The organism is Streptomyces sp. CC224B (assembly GCF_030010595.1).
In the GTDB taxonomy this organism is placed as follows: domain Bacteria; phylum Actinomycetota; class Actinomycetes; order Streptomycetales; family Streptomycetaceae; genus Streptomyces; species Streptomyces longispororuber.
The window spans coordinates 43898-67947 of record NZ_JASCXL010000013.1; the positions used below are offsets into that span (position 1 = coordinate 43898).

Here is a 24050-nt window from a genome sequence, read left to right on the forward strand (position 1 = left end):
ACGGTGAGCCAGCAGACAACCACTCTCGAACAATTACGGTCAAGTACGATCTGGATACGTACAGTTAACACGCGGTCGAGCGACGGCCGGGCGGCGGCCGGGCGACAGTGGGGCGGCGCCGGCCTCACAGCGGCACGTGCTGCCCCTTGCCGAGGGCGATCACGCCGCCCGGCGAGACCGTGTACAGCTCCTCGTCCCGCTCCGGGTTCACGCCGATCGTGGCGCCCGGCGGGACGTCCACGTTCTTGTCCAGGACCGCGCCGCGCACCACCGCGCCCCGGCCCACGCGGACGTTGTGGTGCAGGACCGAGCCCTGCACCACCGCGCCCTCGGCGACCGTGACCCCGGGCGACAGGACGGACCGCGTGACCTGGCCGCGGATGACGCAGCCGGGGCCGACGACCGACTCCCCCGCGATGCCGCCCGCGCAGAACTTGGCGGGCGGCAGCGACCCGGAGTGGGTGTAGATGGGCCAGCGGCGGTTGTCGAGGCTGAAGGCGGGCTGGTCCGAGATCAGGTCCATGTGCGCCTCGTAGTACGCGTCGAGCGTGCCGACGTCGCGCCAGTAGCCGTGGTCCCGCACGGTCTCGCCGGGCACGTGGTTGTCGTCGAAGTCGTACACCTGCGCCAGGCCGCGCTCGGTCAGCATCGGCAGGATGGAGCCGCCCATGTCGTGCGCCGACTCCTCGTCCTCGGCATCGCGCTGGAGGGCGTCCACCAGCGCCTTCGTCGTGAAGACGTAGTTGCCCATGGAGGCGTACACCTGGCCCGGGGAGCCGGGCAGTCCCGGCGGGTCCTCGGGCTTCTCCAGGAAGCGCTCCACGCGGGTGCCGTCCCGGGCCGGGGTGATCACGCCGAACTGCCGGGCCTCCGCGCGCGGCACGCGGATCCCGGCGACGGTGACGCCCGCGCCGGAGTCGATGTGCTGCCGGAGCATCTGCCGCGGGTCCATGCGGTACACGTGGTCGGCGCCGAACACCACGATGTGGTCGGGCTGTTCGTCGTGCACCAGGTTCAGGGACTGGAGGATCGCGTCCGCGCTGCCCAGGTACCAGCGCGGGCCGAGGCGCTGCTGGGCCGGGACGGGGGTGACGTAGTTCCCGAGCAGGCTCGACATGCGCCACGTGGTCGACACGTGCCGGTCCAGGGAGTGCGACTTGTACTGCGTGAGTACGCAGATGCGCAGGATGTCGCCGTTGACGAGGTTCGACAGGACGAAGTCGACCAGGCGGTACGTGCCGCCGAACGTCACCGCCGGTTTGGCGCGGTCCGCGGTGAGCGGCATCAGCCGCTTGCCCGCACCGCCCGCGAGCACGATTCCGAGCACCGTAGGTCCGCCGCGCATCGCCGCCCCTCTCCCGCCCTGTCCGGGCTCCTGGTTGCCTCGTGTCTGCGCCGTCCGCCGCCGTCCGCCCTCGTCGCTCCATACGGGCGTACGGACGTACCGGCGTACGGCCCCGCGGCCGTGGTCACGCCGCCTTGAGGACGTCCTCGTACACCTCGACCGTGCGCCGGGCCACCGCCGTCCACGTGAACTCGCGCTCCGCGCGGTGGCGTCCGGCCGCGCCCATCGCCGCCGCGCGGCGCGGATCGCCCGCCAGGCGGTTCAGGAGCAGGCCGAGGTCGTGCTCGAAGCGCTCCTCGTCGCCCGGGTCGTAGGGCGCGAGCAGGCCCGTCGTGCCGTCCGCCACGACCTCGGGGATACCGCCGACCCGGGACGCGACCACGGCGGTGCCGCACGCCATCGCCTCCAGGTTGACGATGCCCAGCGGCTCGTACACCGACGGGCAGACGAACACCGCCGCGTGCGTGAGGAGTTGCACGACCTCGGCGCGCGGCAGCATGCGCGGGATCCAGTGCACGCCGTCGCGGGCGCGGCGCAGCTCCTCGAAGAGGGCGCGGAACTCCCGGTCGGTCTCCGGGGTGTCGGGGGCGCCCGCGCACAGCACGAGCTGGACGCCGCGCTCCAGGTTCCGGGCGGCGCGCAGCAGGTGGGGCACGCCCTTCTGGCGCGTGATGCGGCCGACGAAGAGGACGTACGGGCGGCGCGGGTCGACGCCGTGGCGGGCCAGGGCACCGGTGTCCGGGTCCGGCCGGTACAGCTCGGTGTCGATGCCGTTGTGGACGACGCGCACCTTCGCCGGGTCGACGGCCGGGTAGCAGGCGAGGATGTCCTCGCGCATGCCGGCCGAGACGGCGACGACGGCGTCGGCGGCCTCGACCGCGGTGCGCTCCGCCCAGCTCGACACGGCGTAGCCGCCGCCCAGTTGCTCGGCCTTCCAGGGGCGCAGCGGCTCCAGCGAGTGCGCGGTCACGACGTGCGGGACGCCGTGCAGGAGCTTGCCGAGGTGGCCGGCGAGGTTGGCGTACCAGGTGTGGGAGTGCACGAGGTCGCGGCCGGCGAGCGCGGCGGCCATGGACAGGTCCACGGACAGCGTGCGCAGCGCGTCGTTGGCGGCGTCGAGGGCGCCCCAGGCGCGGTGGCGCACGGCGTCGGCGGCGCCCGCGCTCCCCGTGGCGGCCCCCGGGGCACCGGAGCCCCCGGAGCCCCCGGAGCCCCAGCAGTGGACGTCGAGGTCGGTCAGCGCGCGCAGTTCCCGGGCGAGGAACTCGACGTGCACGCCGGCGCCGCCGTAGACGTCCGGCGGGTACTCACGGGTGAGCAGTCCCACTTTCACGAGCGGAGCCCCCCGTCGTCGGCCGGCCCCCTCATGGTCACCCGGCGGGCGCCCCGTGGGAAGACCGCTGCGGCGGCCGGTCGAAACAGCAGTCGCCGCACAGGCCGCCGTCCGGGCAGCGGTAGTACAGGCAGCAGCTGCGGCGCCGGAAGGAGGTGCCGGTCAGGGTGCCGGTGCCGCGCAACTCCGGGAGCGCGAACAGCTCTTGGGCGAGCGCGAGGGCGCGCCGGCCCACCTCGGGCCGGGACGTGCGCTCCGCCCAGGCGGCCAGCTCGCGCGCCGCGCCCGCGAGGGCCGAGCCCGCGTTGCCGCGCAGCAGCGCGGGGGATGTCCGGTAACGGGCGCGCAGGGCTTCGGCGAGGGGCACGAGGTGGCCGTGGTGCACGACGTCGAGGAGGCGCGCGGCGTCGGCCGGGAACGAGCGGTCGCCGCTCAGCCACAGGTCGTCCGGCGACGTGCCGTCGGGGTCCCAGCGCAGCAGCCGGGCGTCCAGGTCGGGGACGCGGCCGAACAGCGCGGCCGGACCGAGCGCGAGCGACCAGAGCCGGGCGGCCAGGCCGAGGTGCGCGATGGAGGCGGCGACGCGGGGCTCGGGAGCGGCGAGCCGGGCGGCGACCTTGCGCACGCGCAGGGCCAGCGGATCGTCCTCCGTTCCCGCGCTGCCGACGTCGTACACCCGTGGGACCATGGGGAGCGCGCCTCGGGGTGGCTCCCCCGTCCGCAGGGCGAAGAAGCCCCCGACGGATCCGACCACGTCCCAGGCTGTCCCGGAGCTGTGAGCTGTCACGGCAGCAGTACACCAGAACCCCCTGACTTCACGGGTAACCAGACCTGGGGAGGACATATGGGAGGTCGTACTCCATCGGCAGTAGGACGGATTGACTGCTCAGGGACGACGACGCGGCGCGCTGCGCGCGCCATGGTGGACACCATGGAAGCCGACCGCACGCCGCACCGGGAGCCCGCGTACCGCGCGCACCGGAACGACCGGCGACGCCGCCCGCAGCGGAGCACCCCATGAGTGCCCTCGCGCTGTCCGTCCTGCTCTCCCTCGTCTCGGCCGTGGCGTACGCGGGCGGGGCGATCCTCCAGGAGCGGGTGGCGGCGACGGGTACGGGCCGGCAGTACGCGCCGCTGCGCCGTGGCGTCTGGTGGGTCGCGGTCCTCCTGAACGGCCTCGGCGGGCTGCTGCACGTGGTGGCGCTCGCCTACGGCCCGCTGAGCCTGGTGCAGCCCCTGGGCGCCCTCACCATCGTGTTCGCGCTGCCCATGGCGGCGCTGTTCGTGCGCCGCAGGGCCGGTGCGACCGCCTGGCGCGGCGCCCTCATGGCGACCGTGGGGCTCGCGGGCCTGCTCTCGCTGACCCGGGCCGGCGGCTCCCGGTCCCTGGCCGACGCCGAGCGCGTCCTCCTCGCGGTCGGCACGGGCGGCGCGGTGGTCGTCCTGATGCTGCTCGCGCACGCCGCGCACCGGCACCCGGCGGTGCGCAGCGTGCTCCTCGCCACGGCGGGGGGCATCGCCTTCGGCATCTCCTCGGTGTTCACCAAGACCGTCGCGGTGGACTGGGACGCGCACGAGCCGCTCGCGCGCCAGGTGCCGAGCCTCGCGGTGATCGCGGTGCTCGCGGTCGGCGGCCTCCTGCTCTCGCAGGCCTCCTACCGGGGCGCGGGCCTCGCCGCGCCGCTGTCCACGGTGACGGTCGTGAACCCGGTGATAGCGGCCGCCGTCGGCCTCACCCTGTTCGAGGAGTCCTTCCGCTACGGCGCCACCGGCACGGCCGTGGCCCTGGCGTGCGGCGTGGTCGCGGCGGGCGGCCTGATCCTGCTGACGACCGAGCGCCTCGGCGCGGAGGCGGCGCGGCCGGAGCCCGCCACCGAGGCGCCCCCCGGCGCGGGCACACCCACCGCGCCGGTGCCGCGCCCCTCGGCCGAGCAGGCGGCCCCGGCGGACGGACGCGCCGAGCAGCGCGGACCCGGCCACGACGAGCGCCGCGCGGCCGACGCCTGCCTGCGCACCCGGCCGGGCACGCCGCCGGCGCCCGAGCAGCGGCTGCTGCGTGAGTCGCTCGCCGGGGTGCCGCCGCAGCCCGCGGTGAAGACGTTCCCGCGCGCGGACGCCGGGGCGGCGCGGGCGTAGCACCGGGCGCCGTGGGGTACCGGGCGGCGTGCGGCACCGCGTAGCACCGTGAGCGGGGGCCGCACGCGCGCCTGGCTCTCCTGGTCCCTGGATGCGGACTGATCCCTGGATGCGGACTGACCCCTGGGTGCAGACTGATCCCTAGATGCGGACGCCGCGTGCCCGCAGGTACGCCAGCGGGTCGATGTCCGAGCCGAAGCCCGGACCCGTGCGGATCTCGAAGTGCAGGTGCGGCCCCGAGCTGTTGCCGGTCGAGCCGGAGCGGCCGATGCGCTGCCCGGGGACGACCCGCTGCCCGGCCTTCACGGTGAGCGCCGACAGGTGGCCGTACTGCGAGTAGCGGCCGTCGCCGTGCCGGATCACGACCTGGTAGCCGTACGAGCCGCCCCAGCCGGACTCCACGACCGTGCCGGCCGCGACGGCCTGCACGGACGTGCCGGTCGGCACGGGGAAGTCGACGCCGGTGTGGTAGCCCTTCGACCACGAGCCGCCGGACGCGCGGTACGGCGTGCCGATGGACGCGGCCACGGGCACGGTCGCCCCGGACTGCGTGGCGGCCCTGGCCTTCTGGCGGCCCGCCGGCGCGGTGTCGCGCTTGGGCGCGGGCCGGGTCTCCTTGCGCGGGGCGTCCCTCTTGACGTCCCTGACGTCCTTCTTGGCTTCCTTCTGGGCGGGCGGGTGCGCGCGCTGCTTCTCCTGCTGGCGCACTTGCCGCTTCTCGGTCCGCTCGCCGCCGGGGCGCTCCGCGGGCCTTCGGCGCTCGGGCGGCCGCGCGGGCTGCTTCAGCTTGCCGTCGGCGCCGCGCAGCGACAGCCGCTGGCCGGGGGTGATGAGGTTCGGGTCGTCGCCGATGGTGCGGCGGTTGCTCTCGTAGAGCCGCGGCCAGCCGCCGGTGACGCGGCGCTCGTCGGCGATGCCGGAGAGGGTGTCGCCGCGTACGACCGTGTACATGCGGGCGGTGCCCGCGGTGGACTGCGGCGTCACCTCGGGCTTGACGTCCTTGACCGTACGCCGCGGGGCCTCGGGCGCCGTGCGTCCGCCGTCGGTCCTGGCGTCGTTGGCCGTGCCCGCGCGCTTCTGGGGCGCGGTGGCGGGCTTGAGGTCCGGGGCGTCGCCGCCCCGGGTGAGGCCCGCCCGCGCCGAGCACACGGGCCAGGCGCCGGGGCCCTGCCCGTCGAGGACCTTCTCGGCCACGGCGATCTGCTGGGCCTTGGTGGCGAGGTCGGCGCGCGCGGCGTAGGCCGTGCCGCCGTAGGCCTCCCAGGTGGACTGGGTGAACTGGAGGCCGCCGTAGAAGCCGTTGCCGGTGTTGATGCTCCAGTTGTTCGTGGACTCGCAGGCGGCGACCTTGTTCCAGGTCTCCACGTCCGCCGCGTGGCCCGTGCCCGCCGTCACCAGCGGCAGGGCGATACCCGCGCCGCCCGCGGTGACGGTGAGCGAGGCACGGTTGATCCGGCTCGGCTGGTACCGGCGGTGCCGGCCTCGTAAGGCCATGAAAGCCCCCTCAGACACGCGAATGTTCGCGAAGGTCACACGTCAGCCACGGACAAGCCCGCAAGCTAGCCGCTCCGCCATGGCCGTGACAAGAGCGGGCGGCGGAAAGGCCGGTGAACCGGTCAGTTCCTCAAATGCCCCGGAAGCCACCGCAGTTGTACATCCTGTTGGAATACGCCACCGCCTTCGTGGTCGTTGAAGCGGTACACCTCCATCGACCTTTCGCGCCCCGCGTAGGAATTGAACGCGGCGAAGACCGTGGACGGCGGGCACGTCTCGTCCTCGAGCGCCGCGGAGAACAGCGCGGGCGCCCGGCCGCGCGCCGCGAAGTGCACGCCGTCGAAATACGAGAGCGTCCGGAACACCCGCTCCTCCTGACCGCGCCGCGCCCGCAGATAGAGCGCTATTTCCTGGTACGGGGGGCGTGACGAGAGGGTCGCCGCGCGCGGGAAGTCGCACAGGAACGGCACGTTGGAGCAGATCGCGGCGAGGTCGGGCACGAGTCCGGCGACGGCGAGGGTGATGCCGCCGCCCTGGCTGTCGCCGACGGCGGCCACGCGCGCGGCGTCCACCAGGGGGTGGCTGCGGACCGCCTCGACGGCGCGCACGGCGTCGGTGAAGACGCGGCGGTAGAAGTAGCCGTGCGGGTCCTCGATCCCGCGCGTCACGAAGCCGGGGTACGCGGGCCCGCTCGCGCCCGGGTCCGGGGTGTCCCCGACCGAGCCGCCGCTGCCCTGGCCGCGCGTGTCCATGATGAAGTACGCGAACCCGGCCGCCGCCCACACCAGCCGCTCGTGCGGCAGCCCGCGCCCGCCGCCGTACCCGATGTACTCGACCACGGCGGGCAGCGGTTCGTCGGTCCCGGCCGGGAGCAGCAGCCAGCCCTTGACGGGGTGCCCCCCGAAACCCGCGAATGTCACGTCGAAAGCGTCAATCATCGCCAAAGGCACGTCGACGCGCTCGAACCGGGCATCGATGTCGTACGCACGCGCCGCCGAAAGGGTCTTCTCCCAGAAGGCGTCGAAATCCTCGGGTTCCGGCAATTCCGGGCGGTAGCGGCGCAGTTCCTCGAGCGGCAGGTCGAAATGGGGCACGGGTGACTCCTCCTCGGTACGTGGATTCCGAGATCACGGTACGCCGCGGTGCCCCACCGGCGACCGGACGCGTCGCTACCGCACCCGCGTGACCTGCGGTACCTACGGCGTACCTACGGCGTGGGCGGTACGCAGTGGGGTGAGACGCGTACGAGGGCGTGAGGCGCACGGCGGTGCGGCGCACGAGGCGCCCGAGGCACACGGCAGCGCGGCTTACGGCTGCGGCTGCGGCTGCGGCTGCGGCTGCGGCTGCGGCTGCGGCCGATCATGTCCGCGTAGCGCGCATGCGGGGCGGAATAGCGGGTAACGGAGCGCACGGCACGCCCGACGCGTGCGCGGCGGCGTGCCGCACCTGTGCCACACCTGAAGGAAACGGACTCCCCCACGTGAATGCCACCGATCAAGTCACCGCGCCGATCTACGACCGGCTGATAGCCGAGCACGGCGACGTGGTCGCCGACGTGGCCCGCGTCGCGGAGCAGACCCGGCGCCACGCCGCCGCGGTCCTGCACTTCGCCGGACCGGCGGCGGACGGCGAGGACACCGACGGGGAGTAGCCCCGGCCCGCCCGGCGGGGCGCTCCACCACACCGGCGGCACGCGCTACGACGCCGGCGGCACGCTGCAAAACACCGGCGGCACGCTCCCCGAGGCCGGCGGCACGCGCTAGGACACGGACGGCATGCGCCAGGACACCGGCGACGCTCTCGCGCGGCCCCGACGGGGAGGCGCACCCGGCTCAGGTCTGGTCGAGCGGGTGGGACCCCGCCCGTCCGGCCCACTCCCCCGCCACCAGCCGCGCCGCCGCGCAGTCCGGCTTGCGCGCAGCCTGTTCCTGGAAGAGGCGTACGAAGGACCGGGCGAAGTCCAGCCGCGGGTACGCCGCGACGAGGGCGTCCCGGAAGGACGGGGCGAAGGCGTCGAGGCCGGAGCCCGACACATCCGCGCTGGTTCCCACCTGCAACATCCGGCTCTCCACGTCCACGTCCGGTGCCACGTCGTCCCGCATGTGGAGCACGATCAGCTCGGCCGCCCGGTCGCGTCGCCGGGTCGGCCAGCCGAGGCCGGCGGTGAACACCCGGGCCAGGTGCCCGCCCGCCTCCTCGAACGGCAGCGTGTGGCTGTCGAAGGGCGCGACGAGAGCGAGGTCGTGCAGCAGCGCGGAGACGAAGAACAACTCGCGGTCGAAGTCCAGGCCCCGCTCCTCGGCCCAGACGGCGCCGAAGTAGTACGACCGCACCGAGTGGTGGTACAGCGCCGGGTCGGCGTACTCCTCGCACACCAGCCGCGCGGCCTCCGCCGCTTGCCCGCCCGGTGGGCGCACCCCTGCGACCTCGCCCAGCATTCCCTGTCTCCCTCCGCCGGACATCCTGAACCGTGCACGGCAGCACGGCCCGCTCCCGCGATCCGGTACCCCCCGGACCGCCATGGGCGGCGTACCAGCGGGGCGGCGGCCCGTGCGGACCCCTCGTACGGAGTGCGGGTGGTTGGAGTCTCCCTGGCGGACATGATCAGCGGCAGCGGCAAGGGTGCCAGCCCCCTGCGAATTCCTGCCAGCTTCGGGAGAGGGGACGCGGGGCGGGGGGCCGCTCCGGAGCCAGGACGCGGACCCGGCGAGGCGCGACCCGGAGGAGCGCGGGGCGGCGAGTGGCGGCCCCGCCGCCCCGCGTTCGGTCAGCTCATGGGCTCCGGTGTCGGGTCCGGGTCCGGCACGGGGTCCGGCCCCGGCGGCTTGGGCACCGGGGACGGCGGGGGCTCCGGTACGGGCCCGGGGGCCGGCGCGGGCCGCGGTGGCTGCCCCGGGTCGGGCGGCGGAGCGGGCGCCGGGTCCGGGAGGGGGCCCGGGGTCGGCCCGGGCGGGACGGGGTCGGGGAACGGGTTCGTCATGCTTCCTCCCATGGTGCGGAGGTGAGGGCCCAGTGCCTGCGCCTGGGCCCGTCGGCCGTATCCACTCTCTCCCGCCTCGCGTGCCCACGCCCGCGCAGTCCAGTCCTGCGCGCCGGGGCGGGGCCGTGGAACTGGGCCCGGCGACAGGCGGCAGCGGTGGGGTCAGCCCTCCGTGCGCCGGAGCCGCACCACCGGAATGTCTCGCTCCGTCTTCTCCTGGTACTCCGCGTACGGGGCGAAGATCTCCACCAGGCGCGGCCAGACGCGCGCCTTGTCCTCGGGCGGCAGGGTGTCGGCCCGGGCGGTGAAGCGCTCGGTGCCCACGCGCAGCCGGACGTCGGGCTCGTCCCGCAGGTTGCGGTACCACAGGGGGTGCTCGGCGGCGCCGCCGTTGGAGGCCACCACCAGGTAGTCGTCGCCGTCCCGGCCGTAGATGAGGACGGTGCGGCGCCACAGGCCGCTGCGGCGGCCGCGGTAGTCGAGGAGCAGGCAGGGCGCGCCCTGGACGGTCGTCCCCCTGGTGCCGCCCGACTCCTCGTAGAGGCGGGCCTGTTCGGCCACCCAGCCGGTGGGACTGATCACCACGTCGTTGTGTGAAGTCATGGCCAAACCCTAGGCCGGACAGGTGGCCGCCGCCTACGCCGTACCGGGATCCGGGCGCGGGAATCCGCACACCGCGGCGGCGGCGCGCAGCCCCGGACGGGGGCTGGAGAGCACCGGGACGGGCACGTCGGCGCGGGTCGCGGCGTCCGCCATGGAGGCCTGGGCGAGCACGACGACGTCGGCCCCGTCCGTCCCCACCCGCTCGACGGCGGCGGCGACGAGGCGCAGGTACCCGTCCCGGTCACCGGCGGCGAACCGCTCCCAGGCGTCCTCGACCAGGACGGCGCGTACGTCGACGCGCCGCCCGGCGCGGCCGGCCTCCTCCTCGACGAGGGCGACGGTCGGCCCCAGGGTGCTGGCGACCGAGGCGACGACCGCCACCGCGGGGCCCACCGCGACGGCGGCGGCCGCCATGGGCCGGTCGACCCGCAGCACGGGCACGCCGACGCCGGCGGCCAGGGGCTCGGCCACGCCGCCGAGCGTCGAGCAGGTGCACAGCACGGCGTCCGCCCCCTCGGCCACGGCATGCTCCAGGACGGCCCGCACGGCGCCCACGACGGCGTCGGGCCCCTCGCGGCGGGCCCGGTCCAGCAGGCCTTCGTCGACGTGGTGCCGCAGGGCGAGCCCCGGGTGGTGGGCGTCGCGCAGCGCGTCGAAGACCGGGACGTGGACGGGCGAGGTGTGCAGCAGCGCCAGCACGGGCGGCCCCGGCGTCCTCAGGCCCGCACCACGGCCTGCGGGGAGCGCGCCATGTCACCGGCACCGGGCACCGGCGCACCGGCGTCGGCCCCGAGGGCCACCACCCGATTGTCCGCGTCGACGTGCACGACCCGCGGCCGCAGCGCCCGCGCCTCGGCGTCGTCGACCTGCGCGTAACTGATGATGATCACCTTGTCCCCGGGGTGCACGAGATGGGCCGCCGCCCCATTGATCCCGATGACACCACTACCGCGCTCACCCTCGATGGTGTACGTCTCAAGACGCGCCCCGTTGGTGACGTCGACGATGTGCACGAGCTCACCGGGCAGCAGATCGGCGGCGTCGAGCAGATCCGCATCGATGGTGACGGACCCGACATAGTGCAGGTCGGCCTGGGTCACGGTGGCTCGGTGGATCTTGGACTTGAACATGGTGCGCAGCATCGGGAAACTCCCACTCCTCGGCTCCCTGCCCGCGTTTTTGCAGGTCAAGGGCTGTTTCACACCTTACAACGAGTCGTATGTCCGGACGGATCCCAGAAGGGGCGCGACTGCTCCCCCCGGACACCGCCGTGACGACGGCACCAGCCTACGCAGCACCCCCGTGGAGGCGTCCGTGACAACCGTCACCTGGGCGGCCTGGACGACGGTCAAGTGCGGAGCGAACGGGCAGGGCCATGAGCACCGTCCTGCGGTCCTACGGCGACCTCCCGGCCTCCCCGCTGGCACCTAGACGGAGCCGCTTCAGCAGTCGCCGGGGCGGCTGCTGAAGCGGTCCGTACGGGCGCTGACGCGGGTCAGAACACGACGCCCGCCCAGAGCGGGTCGTGGTCGGAGTGGGTCGCGTGGGTGGCGTCGGCCCAGTCGACGTGCGTCGACGGCGGCACGAGCAGGTAGTCGAGCTTCCCCGCGCCGTGGGTGGACTCCCCCGAACGGCACCAGATCCACGTCGGGGGCAACGACGGGATCAGGTAGCCGACCTTGATCTCGTTGCCGCACGGGCTGTCGACTTCCTTGAACTCACCGCGTGCGCCGCGCTGGTAGCCGGGGTCGTAGAAGTTGTCGAGCGCCCCGGAGAGCGGGTCGTCGTTGAGGTCCCCGCCGAGGAACTTGGTGTACCCGGCGTAGGTGGTGGCCAGGATCTGCCGCGCCACGGACGCCTCGTGGCGGCGGGCGTTCAGCGACTTGCTGTCGTCACCCACGGTCAGGTGGGTGCTGCAGGCGACGACCTTGCGGCTCTCGGCGCGTACGCAGACCATCTCGCGCTGCTCGTAGCCCGCCGGGGACTGGAGCGCGTGCGCCACCTTGGTGGCCGCGTCGAAGCCGAAGTCCTTGCGGAACAGCAGCGCGTTGCCGAACTCGGCAGTGTGCGGGGGCCAGCACGTGGCCGTCCTGCCGTCCCCGAGCGTCACGGGGTCGAACACGATGTCGTACGCGGGTGCCAGCCGCTCCACCAGCCGGTCGTTCCAGTCACGGCACGCCTCCTGCAGGGCCACGAACACCGGTTGGCGGTCCTGGACGCTGCGCACCAGGGCGTCAGGGGCCTCGTTGCCCTTGGGGCCGTGCTCCTTGTGGCCGCCTGCCATGTTGAACTGACCGATGGTGTAGTCGGCTCGGACGCGCGGTTCCGCTTCGCCGGCGGACGCCGGGGGCCCCAGGGCGGCACCGGTGCCGAGCAGGATGCCGCTCAGGACGAGCACGGCCTTCTTCCGTATCCGCCTCATGAACTGGGATCTCTTCACTCTTCCCTTCCCTCCTCTACGACGTCGGGGTCCAGGGTCCTGGGGAGCGGGCGAGGTCGTGGCCGGACGGGGCTCAGGGGTGGAACCGTCCGCAGGCCCCGGCGCCGGGCCGATCGACCGCCAGGTTCGCCCGCTGGCCCGTTCCTACCGCTCGCGGGGTTGTTCAGCAGGCCGGTCCGCGGCTTGGGACAAAACCGGGGCGTGGGTGACGGGTGGATGACCGGGCCGCACCGGCCGCCCGGCCCCTGGCCGCCCTCCGGTCCGGGTCACACCGCCTGCGGGTCCGCCGAGATGCGCAGGGCCTCCACCAGTTCCCGGTACAGCGCGTCGGTGGCGAGCAGTTCGTCGTGGCTGCCCTGTGCGCGCACCCGGCCTCCGTCCAGCACCACGATGGTGTCCGCGTCGATCACGGTGGAGAGCCGGTGGGCGATCGTGACGACGGCGCCGGTCCGTGCGCGGGCGCGGACGCACCTCTGGACCGCCGCCTCGGTCAACCCGTCGAGCTGGGCCGTCGCCTCGTCGAGGAGGAGCACGTCCGGGGCGCGCAGCAGTGCCCTGGCCAGCGCGATGCGCTGCCGCTCACCGCCCGAGACGGCCGTGCCGGACAGGGGCGTGCCGAGCCCCTCCTCCAGCGCGTCGACCTTCTCCCACAGCCGTACGTCCGCCAGTACCCGGCGCAGTTCCGCGTCGGTCGCGTCGGGGTGGGACAGCAGCAGATTGTCCCGGATCGTCCCGGGCACGATCGGGGTGTCCTGCTCGACGTACGCCAGGCGGGACCGGATCTCGTCATGGGTGTGGTCGCGGTAGGGCCGGCCGTCCAGGAGCAGCTCGCCCCCGGTCGGCTCCAGGAAGCGCAGCACCAGGGAGAACAGCGTGGTCTTGCCCGCTCCTGACGGTCCGACGACGGCGGTGTGCCCGCGCCGCGGTATCGCCAGGTCGATGCCGCGCACCGCCGGTGCGGCGTCGGGGCCGTAGGCCGCGGTGACGCCCCGCAGCTCCAGTACGGGGGTGTCCGGCCGGGCGTTGGCGCGTGCGGGGGACTGCCGCGGGGCCGGTGCCTCCGCCCCCTCCGTCCGCAGGTCCTCCGTCTCCCGGATCCGTTCCGCCGCGGCGATGCCCGACTGGAGCGCGGTGACGTTCCGGCCGAGTTCGCTGATCGGCTCCATCAGCCCGAACGCGTACAGCAGGAAGGCGATGAGGCTGGAGACCTCCAGCGCCCCCTCGGAGACCCGCCAGGCGCCCACGCCCAGGACCATGATGATCGCGAGCTCGATGCCGGACCCCGCGGCCGTCCAGGCCAGGGCCTCGCGGCGGACCGCGCGGATGCCGTGCTCGGCGGAGGCGCGCGCGTCGGCGGCGATGCGCTCGGCCGTGCGGTCCTCGGCCCGGCCCGCCTTCACGGTCCGGAGGGCGCGGAGCGCGCCCTCCAAGTTGCCGCCGAGCCGTCCCAGGTGGTCCTGGGCCTGCCGCTGGGCGGTCGCGATGCCCGGCATCAGGACGGCGAACAGGACGCCGACCACCGCCACCGCACCGACGACCGTACCCAGCAGAACCAGGTCGAGGACGCCCATGAGGACCAGGGTGCCGAGGAGCATGACCGCGGCGTTGACCAGCTCGACCGGGGCGCCGGTGGCGGCCTGGTGGAGCAGGACCGTGTCGGAGGTGACGCGGGTGACCAGCTCGCCGGGGGTCCTGCGGGCGACCGCGGGCACGGGGGCCCGCAGGAAGCGCCGCACCATCGTCTCGCGGGCCCGCAGCACCACGCGCTCCCCCAGGGTGCCGACCAGCGTCCACTGCCAGTACCCCACGGCGCTGCCGACGACCAGCAGGAACAACAGGGCCAGCATCGGTTCCCGCAGCGAGGCGGAGCCTCCGAGCGCGTCGAGCACCTCCTTGGTGACCATCGGCGTCGCCAGCCCCATCGCCGACGTCACGAGGGCGAGGAGGAGGGCCAGGGCCAGGGACCGCCCGTGCGGACGGGCGAACGACCAGAGGATCCGCAGCCGCGGGAGGGAGACCGGTCCTCGGGGGTCCGCCGGTTCCTGGGACTTCTGGGGCGCCTGAGAAACCGCACCTTCGGAAACACTCATGCCTCAGAGTGGAACATCGATGTTCCACATGGGTCAAGTAATTTCCGTCATGGGGCAGCGCTATCGTGGGGCGCATGAGCGAGGAGCGGAGATCGGCGCCGGAGAGCGGAACCCGGGCGCGCACGCGGCGCGCCATCATCGACGCCGCCGTCGCCCTGGTGGCCGCCGACCCGACCGCGTCGCTCGGCGATGTCGCGGCGGCGGCCGGGGTGGGGCGGACGACCGTGCACCGCTACTTCCCCGAGCGTTCCGACCTGCTGGCGGCCATCGGCCACGACGTCCTGGAGAAGGTCGCCGCCGCGACCGAGCGCGCCCGGCTCGACGACGGCCCGGCCGCGAAGGCGCTGGAGCGGCTCTGCCAGGAGTACTTCGAGCTCGGTGACGGGCTCACGCTGATGTTCGAGTCGCCGCAGTTGGCGACCTGGTCGGGCTGGGACGAGGAGACCGCCGCCGACCAGCACTTCCTGCGCACGGTCCGGCGCGGCCACAAGGACGGCAGCATCGACACCGCGCTGGACGAGGAGTGGGTCCGCAACCTGGTGTGGGCACTGCTGTACTCGGCCTGGGAGCACACCCGCACCACCGCGGCGTCCAAGCACACCGCGATGACGCTGTGCCTGCACACCCTGCGCAAGGCGATCGCCCCTTGACCGCGGCGGCTCCGGTCGGTCGGCTCTGCGGGGTGCCCGGGGGCCGGGGGCTGGGGGCGAGCCGCAAGCGCTACAGCCGTCCTACCTACGACGGTCGTGGCTGTGACCGTCGTGGCTACGACCGTTCTCGATACGGCTGTTCGCGCACAGGCCGCTTCCGCTTGCGCTCGGCCGCCCGGCGTCGGTCCAGGCCGACCACCACCGGGCCGGCCGTGACACCGTGCAGGAGGACCGACACCAGCACGGTGAAGGTCACCGCCGCCCACAGCTCCCTCTCCGGCACCGGGAAGTCCTGCTGGCCGAGCGCGTAGGCGAGGTAGTACAGCGAGCCGATGCCGCGGATGCCGTAGACCGCGATCACCCGGCGCTCCCGGCGCTCGACGCCGCCTACCAGCAGCCCGGCCCACCCGCACAGCGGCCGGACGACCAGGAGCAGAAGGAGCCCGGTGAGGGCGCCCCGCCAGGTCAGCGGGGCGAGGCCGCCCAGTGCGACGAAGGCGCCCAGCAGGAACAGCAGCACGGCGGTGAGCAGGCGCTCGATCTGCTCGACGAAGTCGTGCAGCACCTTGTGGAAGCCGTGGGCGCGCTCGGCCGCGCGCACGGCGCACGCGGTGGTGAACACGGCCAGGAAGCCGTAGCCGCCCGCGAGTTCGGTCAGCCCGTACGCCAGGAAGGTCGCGGCCAGCGCGACGAAGCCCTCCCGGTACTCGGACAGCCGCAGCACCCGGGAGCTGGTACGGAAGAACAGCCAGCCAAGGAGTCGGCCGATCAGCAGTCCGCTCAGGACACCGACGGCGCACTTGTACGCGACGTCCTGCACCAGCCAGGTGCCGAACCAGTCGGCCGACCAGCCGCTGCCCGCGGTGGCGGCCAAGGCGACGGCCGCGTAGGTCAGGGGGAAGGCGAGGCCGTCGTTGAGGCCGGCCTCGCTGGTGAGGGCGAAGCGCACCTCGTCCTCGTCGTGCTTGTCCTCCGTGGGCTCCCCGACCCGCATCTCCGAGGCCAGTACGGGATCGGTCGGGGCGAGGACCGCCGCCAGCAGCAGGGCGGCGGCCGGCGGCCAGCCCAGCCACCACGCGACCAGCGCGGTGCCGAGGACGGTCAGCAGCATCGTGATGCCGAGCAGCCGCCAGGTCGAGGCCCACAGCCGCCGGCCGACGGGCCGGTTGAGCGCGAGCCCGGCACCCATCAGCGCGATGATGATGCAGACCTCGGTGACGTGCTCCGTCACGAGCCGGTTCTGCACCGGGTCGATCTCCGGCAGCGGTAGCGGGAGGAGGTACACGCCGATGCCGCCGGCCAGGAACACGACCGGCAGCGACAGCGGCCGTCCCGCGACCACCCGGGGCAGCACCGCCGCGAGCAGCGCTCCTACGCCCAGCCACACGAACACCACGTCGGCGATCGTCACTGCGTTGTGCCTGTCCTTTCCCTGTCGCCCGGGTGCCGTGTCCGTGCCTCGGTGGGCGGCGCGGTGCCGAGGAAGCGTGCTGCCGAGGAGCGCGCTTGCGAGAAGCGTGCTGCCGAGTAGCGTGCTGCCGGAAGTGTGCTGAAGAAACGCCCCCGCCGGTCAGCGGGGGCGTTCGCGACGGTGTCTCAGGGTGTGGTGCGCCGGGCCGCGCTCGCGGCCGGGATCCGCCTCACGCGTGGGCGTGCCCGCGCCGGTGACCCCGGCCGGTGAGCACGCGGTACAGCGCGAGCAGGATGACCGAGCCGACGATGGCCGCGACCCAGGTCGAGAGCTCGAAGAAGCCGTCGATCGAGTCGACTCCGAAGATCACCTTACCGAGGAACCCACCGAGCAGGCCTCCGGCGACACCGATGAGCATGGTGATGACGATTCCGCCCGGGTCCTTGCCCGGCATGAGCGCTTTGGCGACAGCGCCCGCGAGCAGCCCGACGACGATCCACCCGATGATGCCCATAGCAGTGTTCTCCCTTGCGTCCGGTTCACCGAACGTGTGTCCCGCGAACACCACGTCAAACGGCGGACACCGGCGCGCGGTCGATGTCCTCGACCACGGTGGTCATCGCGTCCTGTGGGACGTCGGCGGGGCGGGGATGCCGTTTCGTACGCGTATCACCGGTCGTGGTCGCGGAAGAACGGCGTGCGCCGCGGCCGCCGTTCAGGCGGGGCGAGGCGACGGCGGCGTGCCGTGTCAGCGGCCGGACAGCAGCGCTCGGGTTTCGCGGGCGACCTGCTGGGCCTCCCCCGTCGGCACGACGAGGACCGGGACCCGCGCCCCTGGCTCGCTGACGATCTCGGGCCGTTCGGCGACGAGTGGCCGCAGGCCGCCCGCGAGGCCGAGTACGGACAGCCGGGCGCACACCTCCTCGCGCACTTCCGGCTGGTCCTCGCCGATCTCGCCGGTGAGGACCAGGGCGTCGAGCCGCTCCAGGGACGCGGCCATCCCGGCGATGCCGCGGCGGCAGTGGTGGGTGAAGACGTCCAGGGCGAGCGCGGCGCGTTCGTCCCCCGCCGCTCGGCCGCGGACGAGGTCACGCGTGTCGTCCGAGGTGCCGGAGAGGGCGAGCAGCCCGGACTCACGGTTCAGCGCGGCGTCGATGTCGTGCGCGGACAGCTGGTGCCGGGTCTGCAGCCAGGTCAGGGCGCCGGGGTCGACGCTGCCGCTGCGGTGGCTCATCACCAGCCCCTCCAGCGGTGTGAACCCCATCGTCGTGTCGACGCTGCGCCCGTCACGCACGGCGCAGGCGGAGCAGCCGCCGCCGAGGTGGGCGATCACCAGGTGGAGCTGTTCGGGCCGGCGGCCGAGGAGTTCGGCGGCTCGCCCCAGCGCCCAGGCGTAGGAGAGCCCGTGGAAGCCGTAGCGACGCAGCCCGTGGTCCTCGCGCCACCTGGCGGGCACCGCGTACTCGCGTGCGGCGGCGGGCAGGCCGGTGTGGAAGACCGTGTCGAAGCAGGCGACGTGCGGGACGTCGGGCAGCAGGCACCGGGCCGCGTCCAGAACGGCGAGGGCCGGCGGGACGTGCAGCGGCGCGAGGTCGGCCACCAGGTCCAGGCGGGCGCGGACCTCGTCGTCGACGAGGGTGTGGCCGCGCAGTTCCGGCCCGCCGTGGACGATGCGGTGCCCCACGGCCGCCGGAGCGGGTGCTTCGTCCAGCAGGTGCCGCAGCGCGTCCGGAGCGTCCTCGCCGGGCGGAGCACCGCTGCGGTGCTCGGCGAGGATCTCCCCGTCGGCACCGAACACGGTCAGACGCAGGCTCGACGACCCCGCGTCGGCCACCAGGACCGGGCTGTTGCTCCGTGCGACCATGCTGGTCCTCTCCTGTAGGGCAGTTGTGGGGCAGGGTCACATGCCTGTGGATCAGGCACATGGGAGGGGAGAAATACCGGCCCGGCACGGCGCGCGGGCCGCCGCCGCACCGAGGTACCCGGCCCGGTCCCCCGGGAAACGGGCCGGCCCGCCCGATGGGTTCGCAGGACCGGCGCCGTGGACGCCGCCGCCTCGGCCGCCGTGCGTTCGGGGTGTCCGGCGGTGTCGAGGCCGTGCCCCGCGAACGGGTGCGCGTGCGCGTACGCGGCGGACAGTCACCGCGCTGTTTGAGTGATAGTCGTCCCGGGCGCTTCAGGCGCCGACCTGCACCGCCGATGGACCGAAGTGTCACAGACGCCTCCGTGTCTGCGAACCCACCCCATCGGCAAGGAGAACCATGCTTACTGTCCACCGTCGCGTACTGACCGCCGCCGCGCCCGGAGTCCTGGCACTCGTCGCCCTGGCGGCACCGGCACACGCGTCCGCCGCTCCCGCTCCCTCCGCCGCCGCACCCCACGAGTGTGCGGCCATCGACTCCTACTCCCCCAACGCCCACGAGGAGCACACCGTCGCTCTCGTCGACGGCCGCGCCTTCGCGGGCGAGTGGGACGCCAAGCTGCACACGATCGTGTGGCAGGACCTGTCCGACAACCCGGGCTTCCCCGCCCACGCGTGTGACATCACCATCAGCGAGCAGGGCGACAAGGCGTTCGTCAAGACCGTCACACGTGACGGAGCGGTGCACGAGACCACGTGCAACACCGCCGGCAAGGACGTGAAGTGCGACAAGCCGTGGACGCAGCTCAGGCCGCCCACCGCGCACCACGGTTCGTGACCTTCTCCTGACACCGCGACGCGTTCGCCGCGCCACCGGACGGCGTCGGTCTCCCCCACCGGCGTGGCGGCGCCCGACCGCCCCCGCCGCCCTCGCCACCGGTGGCCGCGTCGCGTCGCAGCCAGTTCCGCCGCGGGCTCGGACGAGGGGTGCGGTACCGTCCGGCCACGCGCCCCTGAGCGGTCCGCCGCACGGCCCGTGGAGTGGCAGCCGTACGGTGGTCCGCCGCCGGGGCGGGAGCGGCGCCTAGGTCACTTGCCGCTGCCCGTGGCGCTGTGCGTGGCGCCACCTGCAGGGGCGGCGCCGCCCTTGGAGCCCTTGTGGCCCTTGGCGCCACTGGCGGCGCCGGCCGTGCCCCCACCGGCGGCGCCTCGACGGTTGCCGAGGTAGTCGATGACGGACCAGTTGGTGGTGTTCGCCTTGTCGGTGATCTGGCGGCTGGTCTGGGCGTTGTCCGGGTGGGCGGGGGCCGGGGAGAGTACGGCGGCGACCGGCCCGCTGATGTCGGAGCCCTGCTGGCTCCTGTTGGTGTCGGCCGTGGCGGTACCGGCGGTGGCCAGGACCAGGGCTCCGACGAGGGCCGGCACGGCGGGGTGGCGCAGGGGAGGAAGCATGGGGGTGCCCTTCACTCAGGGAATCGGACGGGGTGGATGGTGGCTGTGCGGGCGGGGCAGGGGTCTTGCTCTTCTGCTTCGGCTGGCGGGACCCGGGCGTGTGCCCGGACCCGTGCGGAGACGGTCGCGGGGGGATCGGGGCGGACCGCGCAGGTGAGGGGATCGGCGGTTCGTCCTATGAACACCCCGCACGCCGCTCAACGGCCTTACCGGCCCCAGGGGCACGCGAGCGCAAGGCTCACCGTGAGGCCGCCGCGTTGACGCCCACCCACAGGAGCGCGCGCCCGCCTCGCGTCAGCGGCGCGCCCGGCGGCGGCGACGAGCACACGATCGCGTGGTTTTCCTCCGCGGATCGGGGAGCAGCGCGCCCGGAAGCCGTTCCCTCCGCTCGGGCCCGCCCTAGCGTGGGTGCGTGACCGACGACCGAGCCGACGCGCGTACCGCCGTACCGGCCGTCCCGGCCTGGAGGGGTGCTCAGCTCGGCCGCCTCTCCGAGTTCCTGCGGTGTGTGCTCCTGCCCGCTCTCCTGGTGATCGTCACTCCGCCTCTGGTGTTGCTCCTGGTGACGCTGGTCATGGCGTTCGACGGGGCCCTCGCTCCTGTGCTGAACCCGTCCGACTGGCCCCGGTTGGCGGCGGCGCTGCCGAGGCCGTCCGCCCCCGCCGCGCTGATGCTCTGCGGGTTCGTGGTCGCCGAAGCCCTGCTGCTGCGGCTCCTGCCGGGGCGCACGGTGCGGGGGCCGGTCACCCCGGCGGGCGTGCGGCCCTCGTACCGTGCGAACGGGCCCCTGGCCCTGCTCGTGACGCACCTCGTCCACCTCCTCGCCTCGGCCGGACTGGGGTGGTTCTCGCCCGGGGTGCTGTACGACCGGTTCGGGGAGTTGCTGACCACGTCGTGCGTGCTGTGCCTGCTGCTCTGCGCCGGGCTGTACGTGAAGGGACTGCGCCGCCCGTCGGGCCCCGACCACGGCAGCACCGGTCGCCCGGTCCTGGACTTCTTCTGGGGCACTGAGCTGCACCCCGTCATCGGTGGTGTCGACCTGAAGCAGTTGTTCAACTGCCGGGTGGGCATGATGGGGTGGAGCCTGCTCCTTGTGTCGTTCGCGGCGGCCCAGCACGAGCGCAGCGGCGCGGTGTCCTCCTCGATGACCGTCGCGGTGGGCCTCCAGCTCGCCTACATCGTGAAGTTCTTCGTCTGGGAGACCGGCTACTTCGGCACGCTCGACGTCATGCACGACCGGTTCGGCTACTACCTGTGCTGGGGTGTCACGGTGTGGCTGCCCGGCGTCTACACCCTGAGCACGCTGTATCTGGTCGTCCGTCCCCGCTCTCTTCCGGTGTGGGAGACCGTGCTGCTCCTGACCGTGGGGCTGGCCGCGCTGGCCGTCAACTACGCGGCGGACGCCCAGCGCCAGCGCGTACGCGACACGCACGGCGACACCCTCGTCTGGGGCCGTCCCGCGCAGGTGCTGCACGCCTCGTACACGACGGCCGACGGCAGTACGCACTCCGCTGTGCTGCTGTACTCCGGCTGGTGGGGGCGGGCGCGGCACTTCCACTACCTGCCCGAGTTCGTGCTCGCCGTGTGCTGGGTGGCGCCCGTCGGTGCCGGGCGGGTGCTGCCGTACTTCTATCTGCTCTTCCTGGCCGTCCTGTTGCTCGACCGCTGCGGACGCGACGAGCGGCGCTGTCGGGACAAGTACGGCGAGGCCTACCTGGAGTACTGCCGGCGGGTGCCCTGGAAGATCGTCCCCCGCCTGTACTGACGGGCGGCGCCGCCCGTCGTCCGTGCCCCCTTCTGTGCCGACATGTTCGGAGGTGCTGGAAAGTGGCGGGTGTGATCCTGCTGTGCTTCGTCGGTGTACTGTTCGCCGGCTCCCGCTGGCTCCCCGGCCGGGTGGTGCGCGGAGCGGCGGCCGGTTCCGGCCCGGTCCCCGAGTACCGGCTCAACGGGTTGGCGCTCTTCGTCCTCACGGTCGGTGTCTGCGTGCTGCTGTGGTGGCGCGCTCCCCAGGTCCTCGCCTATCCGGTACGGCATCTGCGGGACCTGTTCGTCGCGGCGAACGTCTTCGCGTTCGCCCTGGCCGGGATCCTCTGTGTGCGGGGCAGGCACCGTCAGCCGGCGCGCCCGCGGCCCGGGCCGTGGGCGGCGGTGAAGGACTACTTCTTCGGTGTCGAACTGAATCCCCGGTGGGGCGGGGTCGACCTGAAGCTGTTCAGTTACCGGCCCTCCCTCATCGGGCTGCTGCTGATCAACTTCTCCGCGGCCGGCGTGCAGTACGTGGAGCACGGCTCGCTCACCCCGCGTATGGCGCTCTACCAGGTCTTCTTCTTCGTCTACCTCGCCAACTACTTCCAGTTCGAGGGCGGCATGCTGCACACCTGGGACCTCACCAGTGAGCGCTTCGGCTGGATGCTGGTGTGGGGCGACTACGTGCTGGTGCCGTTCTTCTACGGCCTCCCGGGCCTGGTGCTGGTGGACGTCCACCGGCCGCTGCCGCTCTGGCTCGGGGCCCTGTGCTGTCTCCTGTTCGTCCTGGGCTTCTGGCTCTTCCGGGGCGCCAACGACCAGAAGCACCGCTTCAAGCAGGACGCGAAGGCGACCATCTGGGGCCGTCCGGCCGAAACCGTCGGGGGCAGGCTCCTGGTCTCCGGTTTCTGGGGCATCGGCCGCAAGCTCAACTACACCGGCGAGCTGCTCGTCTACGTCAGCTGGACGCTGCTGTGCGGCGCGCACTCACCACTGCCGTACACGGTCCCGGTGTTCCTCCTCGTCCTGTTCGTCCATCGCGCACACCGCGACGACCGGCGCTGCCGCGCCAAGTACGGAGCGGTGTGGAGCCAGTACTGCGAGCGGGCCCGGTTCCGGATGTTCCCGTACGTGTACTGATCCGCCGCCACCCGCCACCCGCCACCCGGCAGCCGGGCGGCGGGCCTGGTCTGCCATGGGGTCAGCACCCCATGACGGCGACCTTGCGCACGCGTCGCCGGGGAGGGACGCCCACGTGCGAACCCGCCAGCCACAGCAGCCAGTTCGCGAGGCCCGTGACGGTGGCGACGGAGTCGAGCAGGTCCCTGCGCTCGTCGCGCACGGCGTACGCCAGGGCGCCTGCGGCGATGTGGGCGACCGAGCCGCCCAGCGCGCCGCGCCGGGTCTCCTCCAGGGCCAGCAGCCGCATCGAGCGCGCCCGTTCGTGTGCGTCGCCGCGCCACAGGGCGAACAGGGAGTGGCGCAGCGCGAGGCTGGCCCGGTCGTGTCCGGTGAGCACGCGGTGGACGGCCGCGGCCACGCGCTCGGGAACGCGGGACGCCTGCGTGCGCGCCTTGCGGTAGCCCTCCAGATCGGTGGCCGCGGCCAGGCCCTCCGCGTCCAGGACGGCGTTCGTCATCCCCTGGGCGGCCAGCGGGTGTCCGCATCCGGCCGCGTCACCGACCAGCACCACCCGCCCGCGGCCGAAGCAGGCGCGGCGGCGGAACTGGCCGACGGACCACTGGACGTCGCCGGCGCGGACCCCGCGGCGGAACGCCTCGGCCAGCTCGGCGGGCAGGTACCCGGTGAAGCGGCCCTCCAGGTACGCGCGCACCTGCCCGGCCCCGGGGCGGCTGAGGGGGACGTCGAGGCAGACGCGGACCAGAGCGGGAGCGATGCGGTAGACGAGCGCCGGCCCGGGGCCGCCGAGGAAGATGTGCCCGTACCCCTCCGTGGGCAAAGGGACATCGCGCAGGACCAGTCCGGCGGTGTGCGAGAGCGTCACAGGCGGGGCCGCGTTGCGGTACAGGGCCCTGCGTACCGCGGAGTTGCGGCCGTCCGCCCCCACGACGAGGGGCACGTGGAGCAGTTCACCGGCGACCCGGCAGGCACCGTCGGCTGTCGCGTCCGTCAGGCGCGGGCCGAACACCACCGTCACGGAACCGGTGCGGCGCGCCTGCGCCAGCAGGGCACCGGCGAAGACGTGGTGCGGCGCGGTCACCGCGCCGCCCCGGCCGTAGGGCAGCTCGATCGGGGTGTCCCCCGCTCCGGGATGGACCAGGAAGCCGCGCTTCTCGACGAAGGCGCCGGACGGCAGGCTGACGCCCAACCGGGCCAGGGCCGCGACACCGGCCGGGTGCAGCCACTCCCCCGCGACGCGGCCGCCGCGCTCGGGGCGGGGCTCCACCAGTGTCACGTGCGTGCCACGCCGGGCCAGCGCGAGCGCGGCCGCGCATCCGGCCGGACCCGCGCCCGCCACGACGGCTTCCGCGACTTCCACCTTCGA

At 73.7% G+C, this 24050-nt stretch carries 22 protein-coding genes; 6 read left to right on the plus strand and 16 right to left on the minus strand.

The features are described 5' to 3' along the window. Positions 1-124: 124 nt before the first annotated feature. The 3 genes from glgC to QK440_RS07785 all read right to left on the minus strand — a co-directional run bounded on the left by glgC (position 125) and on the right by QK440_RS07785 (position 3366). Positions 125-1345: a glucose-1-phosphate adenylyltransferase gene (gene glgC, locus QK440_RS07775; RefSeq protein WP_282792245.1), complete on the minus strand. Its 1221-nt coding sequence runs from the start codon at positions 1343-1345 to the stop codon at positions 125-127. A gap of 124 nt (positions 1346-1469) precedes the next feature. Then, positions 1470-2678 carry a glycogen synthase gene (gene glgA / locus QK440_RS07780; protein WP_282792246.1) on the minus strand — a complete coding sequence of 403 codons (1209 nt, stop codon included), beginning with the start codon at positions 2676-2678 and terminating at the stop codon, positions 1470-1472. A 37-nt stretch (positions 2679-2715) separates the two neighbouring features. Then, on the minus strand, positions 2716-3366 hold the full coding sequence (locus tag QK440_RS07785; protein ID WP_282792247.1) for a (2Fe-2S)-binding protein: 651 nt from the start codon (positions 3364-3366) through the stop codon (positions 2716-2718). 329 nt (positions 3367-3695) lie between these two features. Between QK440_RS07785 and QK440_RS07790 the strand changes: the two genes are divergently transcribed. After that, positions 3696-4814: a DMT family transporter gene (locus tag QK440_RS07790; protein WP_282792248.1), complete on the plus strand. Its 1119-nt coding sequence runs from the start codon at positions 3696-3698 to the stop codon at positions 4812-4814. A gap of 141 nt (positions 4815-4955) precedes the next feature. Here the strand turns inward: QK440_RS07790 and QK440_RS07795 are convergent, their stop codons facing one another. Further along, positions 4956-6308: a transglycosylase family protein gene (locus QK440_RS07795; RefSeq protein WP_282792249.1), complete on the minus strand. Its 1353-nt coding sequence runs from the start codon at positions 6306-6308 to the stop codon at positions 4956-4958. 122 nt (positions 6309-6430) lie between these two features. Then, on the minus strand, positions 6431-7402 hold the full coding sequence (locus QK440_RS07800; RefSeq protein WP_282792250.1) for an acetylxylan esterase: 972 nt from the start codon (positions 7400-7402) through the stop codon (positions 6431-6433). Positions 7403-7788: 386 nt separating this feature from the next. Here QK440_RS07800 and QK440_RS07805 point away from each other — a divergent pair, with 386 nt between their 5' ends. Further along, the gene (locus QK440_RS07805; protein WP_282792251.1) at positions 7789-7959 is read left to right on the plus strand and encodes a hypothetical protein; all 171 of its coding nucleotides are present in this window, start codon (positions 7789-7791) and stop codon (positions 7957-7959) included. 181 nt (positions 7960-8140) lie between these two features. Here the strand turns inward: QK440_RS07805 and QK440_RS07810 are convergent, their stop codons facing one another. The 6 genes from QK440_RS07810 to QK440_RS07835 all read right to left on the minus strand — a co-directional run bounded on the left by QK440_RS07810 (position 8141) and on the right by QK440_RS07835 (position 14421). Next, positions 8141-8746 (minus strand): HD domain-containing protein, encoded by a 606-nt coding sequence (locus QK440_RS07810; protein ID WP_282792252.1) that lies wholly within the window; start codon positions 8744-8746, stop codon positions 8141-8143. A gap of 704 nt (positions 8747-9450) precedes the next feature. After that, the gene (locus QK440_RS07815; RefSeq protein WP_282792253.1) at positions 9451-9891 is read right to left on the minus strand and encodes a nitroreductase family deazaflavin-dependent oxidoreductase; all 441 of its coding nucleotides are present in this window, start codon (positions 9889-9891) and stop codon (positions 9451-9453) included. Between the two features lie 33 nt (positions 9892-9924). After that, positions 9925-10590: an aspartate/glutamate racemase family protein gene (locus QK440_RS07820; protein ID WP_282792254.1), complete on the minus strand. Its 666-nt coding sequence runs from the start codon at positions 10588-10590 to the stop codon at positions 9925-9927. 17 nt (positions 10591-10607) lie between these two features. Then, a complete protein-coding gene (gene panD / locus QK440_RS07825) occupies positions 10608-11033 on the minus strand; it encodes an aspartate 1-decarboxylase (protein ID WP_282792255.1) in 426 nt (141 codons plus the stop codon). Positions 11034-11386: 353 nt separating this feature from the next. Further along, a complete protein-coding gene (locus tag QK440_RS07830) occupies positions 11387-12313 on the minus strand; it encodes an endonuclease/exonuclease/phosphatase family protein (protein ID WP_282792256.1) in 927 nt (308 codons plus the stop codon). A gap of 284 nt (positions 12314-12597) precedes the next feature. Beyond that, positions 12598-14421, minus strand: a complete 1824-nt coding sequence (locus tag QK440_RS07835; protein ID WP_282792257.1) for an ABC transporter ATP-binding protein — start codon at positions 14419-14421, stop codon at positions 12598-12600. A 74-nt stretch (positions 14422-14495) separates the two neighbouring features. Between QK440_RS07835 and QK440_RS07840 the strand changes: the two genes are divergently transcribed. Then, positions 14496-15071 carry a TetR/AcrR family transcriptional regulator gene (locus QK440_RS07840; protein WP_282792258.1) on the plus strand — a complete coding sequence of 192 codons (576 nt, stop codon included), beginning with the start codon at positions 14496-14498 and terminating at the stop codon, positions 15069-15071. A 115-nt stretch (positions 15072-15186) separates the two neighbouring features. On the opposite strand, the gene QK440_RS07845 is transcribed toward QK440_RS07840, so the two are convergent. From QK440_RS07845 to QK440_RS07855, 3 genes are all read right to left on the minus strand, one after another. Then, on the minus strand, positions 15187-16482 hold the full coding sequence (locus QK440_RS07845; RefSeq protein WP_282792259.1) for a cation:proton antiporter: 1296 nt from the start codon (positions 16480-16482) through the stop codon (positions 15187-15189). A 229-nt stretch (positions 16483-16711) separates the two neighbouring features. Further along, positions 16712-16996 carry a GlsB/YeaQ/YmgE family stress response membrane protein gene (locus QK440_RS07850; protein ID WP_282792260.1) on the minus strand — a complete coding sequence of 95 codons (285 nt, stop codon included), beginning with the start codon at positions 16994-16996 and terminating at the stop codon, positions 16712-16714. Positions 16997-17230: 234 nt separating this feature from the next. Continuing rightward, complete coding sequence (locus QK440_RS07855) at positions 17231-18346, minus strand: acetate/propionate family kinase (protein WP_282792261.1); 1116 nt, start codon at positions 18344-18346, stop codon at positions 17231-17233. A 397-nt stretch (positions 18347-18743) separates the two neighbouring features. Here QK440_RS07855 and QK440_RS07860 point away from each other — a divergent pair, with 397 nt between their 5' ends. Further along, positions 18744-19181, plus strand: coding sequence for a hypothetical protein (locus QK440_RS07860; protein ID WP_282792262.1), 438 nt, complete (start codon positions 18744-18746; stop codon positions 19179-19181). A 251-nt stretch (positions 19182-19432) separates the two neighbouring features. On the opposite strand, the gene QK440_RS07865 is transcribed toward QK440_RS07860, so the two are convergent. Next, positions 19433-19795, minus strand: coding sequence for a hypothetical protein (locus tag QK440_RS07865; RefSeq protein ID WP_282792263.1), 363 nt, complete (start codon positions 19793-19795; stop codon positions 19433-19435). A 412-nt stretch (positions 19796-20207) separates the two neighbouring features. Between QK440_RS07865 and QK440_RS07870 the strand changes: the two genes are divergently transcribed. After that, a complete protein-coding gene (locus tag QK440_RS07870) occupies positions 20208-21560 on the plus strand; it encodes a hypothetical protein (RefSeq protein WP_282792264.1) in 1353 nt (450 codons plus the stop codon). Between the two features lie 62 nt (positions 21561-21622). After that, complete coding sequence (locus tag QK440_RS07875) at positions 21623-22684, plus strand: DUF1295 domain-containing protein (protein WP_282792265.1); 1062 nt, start codon at positions 21623-21625, stop codon at positions 22682-22684. Positions 22685-22745: 61 nt separating this feature from the next. On the opposite strand, the gene QK440_RS07880 is transcribed toward QK440_RS07875, so the two are convergent. Then, a complete protein-coding gene (locus QK440_RS07880) occupies positions 22746-24044 on the minus strand; it encodes an FAD-dependent monooxygenase (protein WP_282792266.1) in 1299 nt (432 codons plus the stop codon). Positions 24045-24050: the final 6 nt, after the last annotated feature.